Origin of the sequence: Parabacteroides sp. HGS0025, from assembly GCF_000969845.1 — a bacterium.
Lineage (GTDB): Bacteria > Bacteroidota > Bacteroidia > Bacteroidales > Tannerellaceae > Parabacteroides > Parabacteroides gordonii.
Window position 1 is genome coordinate 1539968 of the sequence record NZ_KQ033902.1, and the last position, 13602, is coordinate 1553569.

Genomic DNA, 13602 nt, shown 5'->3' on the forward strand with positions numbered 1-13602 from the left:
TGAGAATGCCTATGTAGAATACCAGGAAACAACGTACTAAAAAAGCAGCAGTGCTGTCACACCGCTGCCTTCATTAATTTTCAGCAGAAACCTTTAAAACAGTATTGAGCCACTGGGTTGTAAGGACTTTCTGCCTGTCTTAACAAACATCATTCATTAAAACATTACAAATGTATGAATTATAATCTAATATTAAACAAGACTGTTATGCGAACTTCGTTAACCGTATGCGCTATTGCCTTATCTTCCCAGTTACTTTGTGCGGAGGGAGTTTGGGGGCAGAGTCTTAAAGAAAACAATATCACTTATGTAGTGAAGAAATCTTCTGTCAGCGATGCTTTTGAACAATTGAGTAAAATTACTGGTTTTAATTTCTTTTATGACGAATCAGTACTGAAAGATTTGAAAAATGTCAATGTACAGATTAAGAATGGTTCTATAGATGCTATTTTAAATGAATTATCACAACAAACTGGATTGTATTTTAAGAAGATAAATAATACGATTTCAGTGAGTCGGAGCCGTATTGTTTCTTTTGAACCACAGGTAATTCAGCAAAATAAGAAACTGACAGGTATTATCCGTGATAATAATGGAGAACCTATTATCGGGGCAAATGTAGTTGTGAAGGGAACAACTAATGGTACCATAACGGGAGTGGACGGAGATTTTTCTCTGGATGTGCCGGGTACTGGAACATTACTTATATCCTATATCGGTTACTTAAGTAAAGAGATAGCGATCGGAACAGAAAGCAGGATTGATATTACTTTATCAGAGGATACACAAAAGCTGGACGAAATTGTAGTAGTGGGTTACGGCGTGGTTCGTAAAAGCGATTTGACCGGATCGGTTGGCACAGTGAAAGCAGCAGCAATTGAGAGCATGCCGGTATCTCGTATCGACCAAGCTTTGCAGGGACGTGTCAGTGGTATGCAAATAACATCAGCAAATGGTTCTCCTGGTGCTAGTACAACAATTCGTATTCGTGGTGGTAATTCTATTAATGCAGGTAATGAGCCTTTATATGTTATTGATGGTATTATTGGAGGAGGTGATTTAAGTACGATAAATCCGGCGGATATTGCTTCTATTGAAGTACTGAAAGATGCATCATCTACAGCTATATATGGATCTCGTGGTGCAAACGGTGTAATTTTAATTACAACCAAGAGAGGAGATGGAGCAGAAGGGCTGAAGTTGACCTATAGTGGATATTATGGATTACAGACACCGGTTAAAAAGCTGGATCTTCTGAATGGGCAGGAAGCTGCAGTTTTTCAGAATGAATATGCTGAATATTATGGTCGTCCACATCCGTTTAAAGATCCTTCTCAAGTGAATAATACTAATTGGCAGGATCAGATGTTTCGTTCGTCTGCTCCGATAACCGACCATAATTTGAGTTTGTCCAAGTCAATGAAGGATGGTAATTATTATCTGTCAATGAACTACTTCAACCAGGAAGGTATTATGTATGAGTCTGGTTTTGAGCGTTACCAAATACGTTTCAATGTCGATCAGAAAATAGGAAAAGCATTCCAGTTGGGAGCTACATTAACCGCTTCTATGACGAATCGGGATAATCCGTTTGTCGGTGGACACGATTTGCTACCTACTGCACCGATATACAATGAAGATGGATCTTATTTTGATGTTAATCAAATCAGTGGTAATGTTTATAATAGTCCGGTAGCCCAACGTGAATACATTCAGGATAAGACAAGAAAATTTAGAGGGTTGGGGAATGTCTATGCACAATTGACGCTCTTTAAGAATCTGGTACTAAAGTCTTCTTTCGGTTTTGATATAAGTCATAGTAAACAGAATCGGTATGAATCGGTAAATCTGCCAACTCGTGTTTTTAATAAAACTGGTGGTTACGCAAAGGTTCGTACTGAGTTTCCTATTACTTATCAGAATGAAAATACGATCAGTTACAATATTACATTAGGTGATCATTTTATTTCTGCATTAGGTGGTTTCACCTGGCAGAAGTATCAATACGAATTTTTGGAAGGTTCAGCAAGTGGTTTTAAAAATGATGTAAGTTTATATCATGCAATGGAAACCGGTGATCCCGTAACACGTGATATTCAGACAGGCGAAAAGGAATGGGGATTGGTCTCTTATCTGTTTAGAGCAAATTACACGTATAAGAGTAGATATATGTTGACTGTGTCCGGTCGTCAGGATGGTTCTTCCCGACTTTCGGAAGGTAATAAATGGGCCTTTTTCCCTTCTGTTGCATTGGCATGGAGAGCATCGGAAGAGGAGTTCATCAAATCTCTTAGTTTGTTTTCAAACCTGAAATTAAGAGCTTCTTACGGCACTTCCGGTAGCCAGGCTATCGATCCGTATTCAGTGATTGATAAATTGAAGAGTGGTTCTACTGTGATAGGCGGACAAGAAGTTATTTCGTTTGCCCCAGAAAGTTCTGCAAATAAGAATCTGGGTTGGGAGAAAACAAAACAAGTAGATGTAGGTTTGGATGCCGGTTTTTTGGAAGGGCGTTTAGGCTTGGAGATCGATTATTATTATAAAAAGACAACCGACTTGCTTCTTAAGAGGGAGTTACCATACCAAACAGGTTTTGAATCTATACTTGAAAATGTCGGTGCTGTAAGAAATCAGGGATTTGAGATTTCAGTGAATTCTGTTAATATTGATAAGAAGGACTTTAAATGGTCTACAAATCTCTCAATTTCAGCAAACAGGAATAAGATACTGGATCTTGGAGGAAAGGACTTTCTTGAAAATGGAAGGGGATCTCGATTAATCGTCGGTGAACCGATGGGAACTTTCTTTGGTGTAAAGTATTTGGGAACATGGAAAGAAAATGAGATTACCGAAGGTTCCAAACATAAACCTGGTGATCCTAAACTGGAGGATCTGAATGATGATGATATTATTAATATACATGATGGACAGATCATAGGGAATGCTGAACCTAAATTCTATGGAGGTTTTGGTAATGATTTTACTTTCAAACGTTTTACACTCGGTTTGTTCTTTGACTTCAGTTATGGCAATGATGTGTACGATTTATCGGGAAGAGGTATGGATACTGGATTTAATGGGAATGTTTATGGCAGAAACCGGGATCGTTGGAGCGAAAGTAACCCTAATGGATATTATCCTAAAGCAGGTAGTGCTTTTACCAATATCTTTGATACGTATGCCGGTGGAGAATTTAACGGCGGATGTAGTTTATATTTACACGATGGTTCTTATCTGCGTTTAAAGAATATAAATGTGCAATATGATATCCCATTGCCAAAGCAAAATGTGTTAAAGTCATTACAGGTCTATGGAACGGTTTCCAATGTGTTTACACTGACTAAATATTTCGGTTACTCACCGGATGTGAATGTGGGAGATTTGGAAACGGAAGCTACACGCCGGGGATTTGATCAAAATGCTTATCCTCAGAGTAGAACATTCCTGATTGGTTTAAAAGCACAGTTTTAATAATTTAATACGTATTTGAAATGAAACGAATAATAATAAATTTACTGGTATTGATGGTTTTATCATTCAATTCATGCAGTAATCTGTTGAATGAGGATCCGAAAGATTTTGTTTCACCACAAGGTTTCTTTAATACGGAAGATGAGGTAACATCTGCGTTATATGGCGTATATGGTTATTTACACGATATATATATAGGTGATTATGAAAAGATTTTCATTGCAGATATTGGTGTAGATAATATGATTACGAGACAAAGTCCGCGTGTAGATGTTTATCAATACTACCAAATGGATGCTCCGACAGTTGAATATTCTACTTTCTGGAAAAATCATTACGCGGCGATCGGTTCGGCCAATATGGTGATTGCCCGTACAGAAAAGTCTGCATTGAAAGAAGAGTTTAAAAATAATATTATAGCAGAAGCTCGTTTTCTGAGAGCTTTTTTCTATAACAACCTGGTGTTAATGTGGGGAGATGTTCCAATGTGGCTGGATGAGTTGAATGTAGAAGAAGTCTCTACTGTTACACGTACTCCGAAATCTGAAGTGTTGAAACAAATTATTGCAGATTTGGAGTATGCAGCTATTACGTTACCAGGAAAAAGAGAGGTGAAAGATCAAGGCCGTGTAACATCTTGGAGTGCAAAATCTATAATGGCACGAGTTTGTTTATTGGATAACCAGTGGCAGAAGGCTTACGATTTATCGAAAGAAGTTATCCAGTCGTCTCCTCATAAATTATTGAATGATTTTAATCAGATATTTGACTTCAAGAATAAGTTTAATGATGAATTGATATTTGTTATCCCCGGTTTGACAGATGTTAAAGGTAGTCAGATCCATTCTTTCGCAAACCCCCGTGGACGTGATGAAAGTGGAAAAGTAGATGCTTTGTTCAAAGAAGGGAAAAAGGCTATTCGTCCAGACGGTACTATTGTCTCTTCTTCAGGAGAGTTGTTTCAGGGATGGGGGATGTTTAATACGACAAAAAATCTTTTGGCAAGCTTTGAAGCTGGTGATACCCGTAAGGATATAATGGATTGGAGTGGACTGACGATGACAGACGGAACAAGAATAACCTTTGATGGTGGTGATGGCGGTGGATCCGGGCATTATATGTTGAAGTGGATTGCTTTTGATGAAAAAGCCAATAATGGAAGTCGTGATATTCATCATATTCGTTTAGCTGAGCTTTATCTGATTCAGGCTGAGGCTGCAAATGAACTGAACAAGCCGGCGGAAGCTATTGCATTATTAAATGTTTTACGTGAACGGGCATTTGGAGATAGTAGTCATAATTATGCCTCGTCTTTATCAAAAGAAGAGATAAAGAAGGCGATTGTCAACGAGAATAGGTGGGAGTTATGTGGTGAGGGTGTCCGTCGCTGGTACCTGATCCATTGGGGGTATGACTATCTTTATAATGCAGTTCAGGCTTTGAAAGATGAAAATCCCAGAGCTGCAACAAACATTAAACCGCATCATGTCTTATTTAAAGTTCCTGATGAAGAGTTTATAAAGAATCCTAATTTAGGAGTTAATAATCCGGGTTATTAAATATCTCTGGATAGATATGGCACACAGATTTGTTTTGTAATGACTTCTATCTGTGTGCCATATTATTTGTCTCCGATCTAATATAGAAAATTGTGAAAAATAGATTTAAACAATTGATTATAATGGCCTTACTTCCTTTATACGTATGTGGCGGTTTTGCTCAAGGAAGTCTGTTGGCTGTAAAACCTCCTTTGGGATGGAATAGTTTCGATAGCTATGGAGTCTATCTCTACGAAAAGGCAGCATTTGATAATCTGGAGGTATTGGCTGATAAATATCTGCCTTTCGGCTATGAATATTTTGTGATAGATAATGGTTGGTTTGGGGAATATAAACTGCGACCGGGAACAATTTATTCTTTAGAACGACATGCCTCAGATGTAAATATTAATGAATTTGGATTGTTACAACCTTCTGCCTGTTATTTTCCGAATGGCTTTCTTGAGTTGATAAATAAATGTCATGCAAAAGGGTTGAAGTTTGGCCTCCATCTGATGCGAGGTATACCTCGGAAAGCGGTAGAGTTGAATTTACCTATTAAAGGAACGGATTATCATGCACGGGATATTGCAGACACAGTAAATATCTGTAACTGGTGTCATTATAATTATGGTGTGGATATGTCGAAACCCGGTGCACAGGCTTTTTATAACAGCTTAATTGACCAATTGGCTGCGTGGGGTGTCGATTTCATAAAGGTAGATGATATTGTTCCTTATCCGAAAGAGATAGAGGCTTTGGTTCATGCTGTTAAGCAGTGTGGCAGGGATATGGTAATCAGTTTGTCTCCAGGCGATCGTGCTCCGGTAGAATATATTGATGTTTATAAACAAGCCAATATGTTGCGTGTGACCGGTGATGTATGGGATACACAATCTGATATCGATAAATGTTTCACCGCATGGAAAAAATGGAGTGGTTATGAAATTCCCGGATTTTGGCTGGATATGGATATGATACCGTTTGGTAAACTTCAATTAATGTCTCCGGCTACATTAAACAAAGAAGATATAAGAAAAAGTGCTTTATATGCAGGTAAAGGATATACCAGGGAAAGTGAGTTAAGTAAGGATCAAATGAAAACATTTATCACGATGCGTGCTTTGTCTGCTTCTCCTTTGATGATAGGAGGTGATTTGTTGACAATGGATGAGTATTCTTATAGTTTATTGACAAATCCGTATATTTTGGCATGTAATCAGAATGGAAAAATGGGAAAACTCATTTTTGAGAAAGATGGAGTGGAAATATGGAAGGTAAAGCATATTGAATCGAATAAAGGGTGGATAGGAATATTTAATAGAACCGATTTGGGAAAAGAGTATGTGAAATTTGATATAAGTGTATTAACTCTTACAGAAAATGCTCGGTTGTATGATATATGGAATAATAAACAAGTTGTGATAGAAAATAAAGAGATAGAAATAACTATACCCGGACGGGGAGTTGTTTTTATTAGATATGATATTTGATTGATATGAAGAATTTGAATATAAGAGTTTTATTTATCGGCCTTTTTTGTGTAGCAACAGTATGCAATGTAAAAGCAACTGATGTCTTGTTGGGTCTGGTAAAAAGGGTTCTTCCCGGATATGAAAAACAGTTTGTATTTAAGACGAAAATACTACCGACAGAGGAAGATTATTTTGAATTAAGTTCTGTAGGACAACAAATACAGATACAAGGGAATTCCCCTGTCAGTTTGGCTTCCGGTTTGAACTGGTATCTAAAGTATTACTGTAACAGTTCTTTTTCTTGGTGTGGTAATCAAACTCAAATACCGGAAAAACTACCGATTTTAAAGGAGAAGGTCAGAATGCAGACTCCCCTTCATACGGGATTTTATCTGAATTATTGTACTTTCAGCTACTCTATGGCTTTCTGGGGTTGGGAAGAATGGGAACGCGAAATAGACCGGATGGCAATGAACGGCATTACTACTCCAATGGCGATGGTGGGAGTTGAATGTGTGTGGCTTAATATGCTAAAAAGGTTCAATTATTCGGAGAAAGAGATAAAAGAGTTTATTCCGGGACCCGCTTATCAGGGCTGGTTCCTGATGGGAAACCTGGAAGGGATGGGAGGTCCATTACCCGATAGCTGGTTCAGCAGGCAGGAAGAGTTGCAGAAAAAGATTGTGGCACGGATGAAGGCTTACGGAATGGAACCTGTTTTTCAGGCATTTTTTGGTATGGTTCCAGGAAATCTTTCTACTAAATATCCGGAAGCAGATATTATCGGACAAGGAAAATGGATTAATTTTGATCGTCCGCCGGTACTAAATCCAATCGATCCTTTATTTGAAGAAATGGCATCTGTGTGGTATGAAGAGTATAAAAAACTATATGGAACAGTCCATTATTATGCAGGTGATTTGTTTCACGAAGGAGGGAAAACAGAGAATATAGACGTGACGGAAGCTGCTGAATGTGTTCAGGAGGCTATGCAAAATGCTGTTCCCGGTAGTGTCTGGGTTATTCAGTCATGGGGTGGAAATCCGACAGAAGAGTTATTGGCTGGTTTATCGAAAAAGAATACGATTATAATAGATCTGTGTGCCGAATATTGGGATCGTTGGAGCGAACGGAATGCTTTTGGTGGATTTCCATGGGTGTGGGCAAATATCACTAACTGGGGCGGTAATATCGGACTACATGGACGTTTGGATGCAATTGCTTCAGAACCGGTGCGAGCTCGTACTAATACCATGACATTTCCTTGGCTCAAAGGTATCGGAAATGTTCCTGAAGGTATCGGTACAAACCCGGTAGTTTTCGATCTTGCTTGTGAAATGCGTTGGAGAGATTCAGTTCCGGATCTAACAAACTGGCTACATGATTATGCTACTTACAGATATGGGTATCCTGATGAAGTACTGAATAAATCTTGGGATATATTCCATAAAACGGCTTACGGTACTTATAAAGGACATCGTCGTCCTTCAGAAAGTTATTTTTGTGCTCGTCCTTCTTTAAAAGTTCGTACAGTATCGGCTTGGGGGAGTGCACGAATCTATTATGAGGAAAGTGAGTTCGAAGAAGGTGTGAAATTATTTGCCAGTGTGAAGGAAAAATATAAAGGACATGATGCTTATGAATACGATCTGGTGGATTTTACCAGGCAACTAGTTGCTAATAAAGGACGTGTTCTGTATCATCAGATAATTCGGTGTTATAAAAATAAGGATGCGGATTCGGTGACTTATTATTCACAAAAGTTTCTGGATCTGATTCTGTTGCAGGATCAGTTACTGTCTTGCCGATCTGAATTATCTGTTTCAAGTTGGATTAATCAGGCTAGAAATTGCATGACAGATCCAGCCGATAAAGACTTATTCGAATATAATGCGCGTGCATTGATTACAACTTGGTCTGATGAGAAGAGTCAGTTGATCGATTATGCACATCGTGAGTGGAGTGGGTTACTGAAAGAATATTATTATCCCCGTTGGGAAATGTTTTTCGACTGGTTGATACAGACTGTTCATGGAAAGCAGGTTCCGGAACCGGATTATTATTCCCTGGAGGAAGCATGGAGTAAATCGCATATTATTCCTGCTTCTTCAAAGCCGGACTTATATAAGTTGGTGGAAGATTGTATAAACTTTAATTAGACGTAAATATGAAAGATTTTGTATTAATAAAGAATACTGGTTTGTCTGTTTTGGGTATAATGACCTTATTCTCTTGTCAGACCAAACCGGAAACAAAACAGAAACAGCCGAATATTATATATATTTTAGCCGATGACCTGGGATATGCTGAACTTGGATGTTATGGTCAGAAGCGAATTGAAACTCCTAATATCGATAAACTAGCCGAAAATGGGATGCGTTTTACACAGCATTATTCAGGGACAGCTGTATCTGCTCCTTCACGTTGTGTATTACTAACCGGAAAACATACAGGGCACTCTTATATCCGTGGGAATGATGAGATGCCGGAAAGAGGGGATGTATGGAATCATGAGGCTATGTTGGCTGACTCTACATTAGAGGGACAACGCCCATTACTTGCAGGAACGCAAACACTGGCCTCTATGATGAAGTCCGCTGGATATACCACTGCCTGCATTGGAAAATGGGGATTGGGTTATCCTGGGTCTGAAAGTACTCCGAATAAAGTCGGGTTCGATTTTTTCTATGGATATAATTGTCAGCGTCAGGCACATACCTATTTCCCGCCGTTTTTGTACAGAAATGAAAACCGGGAGTATTTATCAAATGTTTTATTAGAACCCGGAACAAAACTGAGTGCAGGAGTTGATATAATGGCTTTAGAAAGTTATGCAAAATATACTCAGAAAGAATATGCACCGGATTTGATGTTCAAAGAAATTACTTCATTTATCAATGAAAATAAGGACGTTCCTTTCTTTATGATGTGGACAACTCCTCTACCTCATGTTCCACTTCAGGCTCCTGAACGTTGGGTGAAATATTATGTGGATAAGTTTGGTGATGAAGTTCCCTATACAGGAGACAAAGGGTATTTTCCCTGTAGATATCCTCATGCAACTTATGCTGCAATGATCAGTTATTGGGATGAGCAGGTCGGAGCGCTCACTCAACAATTGAAGGATCTAGGACTCTATGAAAATACGTTGGTGATCTTTACCAGTGATAACGGGCCAACGTTTAATGGAGGTGCCGATTCGCGGTGGTTTGACAGTGCAAAGCCGTTTAGCTCAGATCAGGGTTGGGGAAAAGCTTCACTTCGAGAAGGAGGTATCCGCGTACCGATGATTGCAGCCTGGCCGAGACAAATAAAACCGGGAACAGTGACTGATCATATTTCTGCTTTCTGGGATGTATTGCCTACTTTTGCTGATATTATCGGAGTAACTGTAACTGATAGTGATGGTATCAGTTTTCTTCCTGTATTGCAAGGAAAACCGCAACCGGAACATGACTATTTATATTGGGAATATCCAGAAAGTGGCGGCTCGAAAGCTATTCGAGTAGGAGACTGGAAGGGGTATATTCCTGACATAAAGAAGGGAAATACTCAAATGAGTTTGTATAACCTGAAAGATGATCCTATTGAACAACATGATATTGCAGCTGAACACCCCGATATTGTAAAGCAATTGGAAGAAAAAATGTTGGAGGCACACATATATCCAGAAGTAAAAAGTTTTGCAATGTAACATGAATATCAAAGAAGAGGAATATAGCCAGTATCAAACAGGTTTTATTCCTCTTTTATATAATAAGATATAGCAATAAACTTAAAGAAAGATCTGTATGCTTGTTGAAATGTTTTTTGATGAAACGCAGGGATTCGGATATATGCTCCTGGACGGTGTTAACTGATATTCCTAATTGGGCGGCAATTTCTTTATGAGTCATATTATCTTCCCGACTCATATTAAATATTTTTTTTCTTTGAGGAGGTAGTGCTTCAATCGCACCTTTCAGTATTTTCTGATATTCTGTATAGATTAGGTTGGATTCGATAATATCTTCTTCTACAGGATCTCTTTGTGCAAGTATAGATTTTACTTTGAGATCGATATCTACACTCCGGAAATAATTCAATATCCGGTTTCGTGCTATTGTATAAAGGAAAGAAGAAAAAGATAAATCAGGATTGATAAAATTTCGAGACTCCCAGATACGGGTGAAAATCTCCTGAACTATATCATTGGCATCTTCTTTGGATTTGAGTAAATTGAGACAGAAATAATACAATTTGTCTTTGTTACGGATGTATAATTCGCTAAAAGCAGCTTCATTATCCTGTGTAAGAAGGTTAACTAATTCAATATCTGTTTTTTCTCTAATTCTCATGTCTCCCATCGTAAGTAGTTTACAATATTACTACTTTTTTCATTATAAAAGAAATTCCCGATAGATTTACTGTATCCAGTATTCTATCGGGAATTTCTTTTATATGTTTTATGCTTTAAAACAATTTTTCCGGGTATTCGCCGGCATCTACCAATGCCTGGATTTTGTCAACAACACCCTGACGGTCGGCTGCATATGTTACGCCAAACCATTTGGAAGTGGTGTCCCATACTTTTACGCGGGCAGTGCCGTTCGTGATCAGTTCGTTTACCATCAGCGGGATGAAGTATTCGCTTTTCAGGTTATCCATGTTCTTTTTCAGGAAGTCTTTGAAGAACTCTTCCGAATAAGCGAAATAGTCGGGAGTGAAACCCCACATATTCATGGAAACCGGAGTGTTTTCTTCCAGAACCACTTTCTTTCCGTTCTCGTCGATGAATTGGATGTCGCCGTCGATACGTTCGATAGCCGTACGTTCCACTACACCTGTCAGATAACCTTCTGCATTTGTCTCGCAAACGCCACGGGCTACGGAACCACTTTCACTCAATGTATTACCTACACGGTAGCCTACCATACAATAATCGTTCTTCTTACCGGTCATTTCAGTCAGGGCTTTGCCAAGCACGGCAAAGCTGTCGCGTCCGTAGAAGTCGTCGGCATTGATAACGGCAAATGGTTCTTTGATCACGTCTTTACCCATCAGAACGGCATGGTTGGTACCCCAGGGCTTTTCGCGTCCTTCCGGGCAGGTGAAACCTTCCGGCAGGTTATTCAGATCCTGGAATACGACTTCAACAGGAATATGGTTTTCGTATTTTGAAATGATCTTTTCGCGGAAATCTTTTTCGAATGACTCACGGATAACAAAAACTAATTTCCCGAATCCACCGCGGATAGCATCGAAAATAGAGTAGTCCATGATTGTTTCACCATTAGGGCCCAGGCCATCCAGCTGTTTCAGACCACCGTAACGGCTACCCATTCCGGCAGCTAATACAAATAATGTAGGTTTCATAATTCTTTTATTTTAGATAATGTATTTTTCATTCTGCTGGCAAAGGTAGAAAACTATTGACAAATCGCAATTCACATTTGGAATAAATTTTACCTGGTTAGTGCGAAGACTGCACCCGCCCGAGTGCGGTCATCGCACCTTACCGCGTGCGGAGGTCGCACCCTCTCACGTGCGGTAGTCGCACCTTGCTGGGTGCGGTTACTGCACACGAAAGGAAAGGTTATTTCACTTCCAGAACGACGATCGACTTAGCCGGCATACTGATCTTCAGCTGTCCTTTTTCCACCTTCGCTCCGTTGAAAGCTGCCGGTTTGACGAAATCGGGCTTTTCAAAGGTGTTATGGTCGTTGATGGAAGGAGAGGTGAGGATGCGGCCGTTTACTCCGGATATTTTTTGGCCTTGCAGGTCGAGAGAAATATTCTGGGCGTTGTCTGTATCCACATTGGCTAATGTGATATGGATCACTCCGTTTTTATCTTTCGAGGCGGATGCGCTCAGCATCGGTACTTCGCGGTTGTCGCGTACCTGGGCTTTGTCGCAGATCAGATCCATCGGAAGGAAGGTGGCATCCTGATGCACTTTATACATTTCAAAGACATGATAAGTAGGAGTAAGCATCATCTTCGGGCCGTTGGTCAGGATCATGGACTGGAGGACGTTTACGATCTGGGCGATGTTCGTCATTTTCAGACGGTCGGTGTATTTGTGGAATACATTCAGCGAGAGGGCAGCCACGAATGCATCGCGCAGGGTGTTTTGCTGATAAAGATGGCCGTTGATAGTGCCCGGTTCTTCATCCCACCAGGTTCCCCATTCGTCGAGCATCAGGGCTACGTTCTTCTTCGGGTCGTATTTGTCCATGATGGTGATGTGCTTTTTAATGACATCCTCTATTTCAAGACATTTCCCCATCGTCCAGTAGAAGTCTTCCTTGTTGAAGTCGGTGGCGGAACCTTTACTGCCGCTCCATCCGGTCACGGTGTAATAATGCAGGGAAAGGCCGTCCATCCGGCCGCCGACGTTTTTCATCAGCGTTTCCGTCCAGTTATAATCATAGTCGCTGGCACCGCTGGCAATCTTGAACAGGCGGTTACCGTCGTAATTGCGGCAGTAGGTGGAATAGCGGCGGTAGAGGTCGGCATAATATTCCGGGCGCATGCTGCCACCGCATCCCCAGCTCTCATTGCCGACACCGATGAATTTCACGTTCCAGGCTTTGTCGCGGCCGTTCTGGCGGCGCAGGCGAGCCATCGGGCTGTCGCCTTCCGAAGTCATATATTCGACCCACTTTGCCATTTCTTCAACAGTCCCGCTACCGACGTTGGCACTGATATACGGTTCGCAACCCAGCAGTTCGCAGAGGTTGAGGAACTCGTGGGTACCGAAACTATTGTCTTCGATCGTTCCACCCCAGTTGTTGTTGACCATCTTAGGGCGGTTCTCTTTCGGGCCGATACCGTCCATCCAGTGATATTCGTCGGCAAAGCAGCCGCCTGGCCAGCGCAGGTTAGGGATTTGCAGCTCTTTCAAGGCCTGCAATACATCGTTGCGGTAACCTTGTGTGTTGGGAATGTCGGATTCGGGGCCTACCCAAAGGCCGCCATAGATGCAGGTTCCCAGATGTTCGGCGAACTGGCCGTATATGTGTTTACTGATTTGCTGTGTTCCCTGCTGGGGATATACACGGATGCTCGCATCTTTTTGAGCGAACAGGGGGAGTGCCAGAAAGGCAAGGGCACTGATGAATAACTTTTTCATGATA

At 40.5% G+C, this 13602-nt stretch carries 8 protein-coding genes; 5 read left to right on the plus strand and 3 right to left on the minus strand.

Annotation, left to right across the window (positions count from 1 at the left end; all coding sequences use genetic code 11):
• Positions 1–174: 174 nt before the first annotated feature.
• From HMPREF1212_RS05670 to HMPREF1212_RS05690, 5 genes are all read left to right on the plus strand, one after another.
• On the plus strand, positions 175–3471 hold the full coding sequence (locus HMPREF1212_RS05670; protein WP_082099832.1) for a TonB-dependent receptor: 3297 nt from the start codon (positions 175–177) through the stop codon (positions 3469–3471).
• A 20-nt stretch (positions 3472–3491) separates the two neighbouring features.
• On the plus strand, positions 3492–5030 hold the full coding sequence (locus tag HMPREF1212_RS05675) for a RagB/SusD family nutrient uptake outer membrane protein (protein ID WP_082099833.1): 1539 nt from the start codon (positions 3492–3494) through the stop codon (positions 5028–5030).
• Positions 5031–5122: 92 nt separating this feature from the next.
• Positions 5123–6502 (plus strand): glycoside hydrolase family 27 protein, encoded by a 1380-nt coding sequence (locus tag HMPREF1212_RS05680; protein ID WP_157316952.1) that lies wholly within the window; start codon positions 5123–5125, stop codon positions 6500–6502.
• A gap of 5 nt (positions 6503–6507) precedes the next feature.
• Positions 6508–8643 (plus strand): alpha-N-acetylglucosaminidase, encoded by a 2136-nt coding sequence (locus HMPREF1212_RS05685; RefSeq protein WP_046150244.1) that lies wholly within the window; start codon positions 6508–6510, stop codon positions 8641–8643.
• 8 nt (positions 8644–8651) lie between these two features.
• Entirely contained in the window at positions 8652–10178 is a 1527-nt protein-coding gene (locus HMPREF1212_RS05690) for an arylsulfatase (protein WP_046148720.1), read from the plus strand.
• Between the two features lie 55 nt (positions 10179–10233).
• On the opposite strand, the gene HMPREF1212_RS05695 is transcribed toward HMPREF1212_RS05690, so the two are convergent.
• The 3 genes from HMPREF1212_RS05695 to HMPREF1212_RS05705 form a co-directional block, all read right to left on the minus strand.
• Complete coding sequence (locus tag HMPREF1212_RS05695) at positions 10234–10830, minus strand: RNA polymerase sigma-70 factor (protein WP_232430046.1); 597 nt, start codon at positions 10828–10830, stop codon at positions 10234–10236.
• 106 nt (positions 10831–10936) lie between these two features.
• On the minus strand, positions 10937–11839 hold the full coding sequence (locus HMPREF1212_RS05700; RefSeq protein ID WP_028727480.1) for a glycosyltransferase family protein: 903 nt from the start codon (positions 11837–11839) through the stop codon (positions 10937–10939).
• 220 nt (positions 11840–12059) lie between these two features.
• The gene (locus HMPREF1212_RS05705; RefSeq protein ID WP_046148721.1) at positions 12060–13598 is read right to left on the minus strand and encodes an alpha-N-arabinofuranosidase; all 1539 of its coding nucleotides are present in this window, start codon (positions 13596–13598) and stop codon (positions 12060–12062) included.
• Between the last annotated feature and the right edge of the window lie 4 nt (positions 13599–13602).

What these genes read in the sequence shown, in the direction of transcription:
- HMPREF1212_RS05670 (WP_082099832.1), top strand. Translation starts at nt 175, where the DNA reads ATGAATTATAATCTAATATTAAACAAGACTGTTATGCGAACTTCGTTA.
- HMPREF1212_RS05675 (WP_082099833.1), top strand. Translation starts at nt 3,492, where the DNA reads ATGAAACGAATAATAATAAATTTACTGGTATTGATGGTTTTATCATTC.
- HMPREF1212_RS05685 (WP_046150244.1), top strand. Translation starts at nt 6,508, where the DNA reads ATGAAGAATTTGAATATAAGAGTTTTATTTATCGGCCTTTTTTGTGTA.
- HMPREF1212_RS05690 (WP_046148720.1), top strand. Translation starts at nt 8,652, where the DNA reads ATGAAAGATTTTGTATTAATAAAGAATACTGGTTTGTCTGTTTTGGGT.
- HMPREF1212_RS05695 (WP_232430046.1), bottom strand. Translation starts at nt 10,830, where the DNA reads ATGGGAGACATGAGAATTAGAGAAAAAACAGATATTGAATTAGTTAAC.
- HMPREF1212_RS05700 (WP_028727480.1), bottom strand. Translation starts at nt 11,839, where the DNA reads ATGAAACCTACATTATTTGTATTAGCTGCCGGAATGGGTAGCCGTTAC.
- HMPREF1212_RS05705 (WP_046148721.1), bottom strand. Translation starts at nt 13,598, where the DNA reads ATGAAAAAGTTATTCATCAGTGCCCTTGCCTTTCTGGCACTCCCCCTG.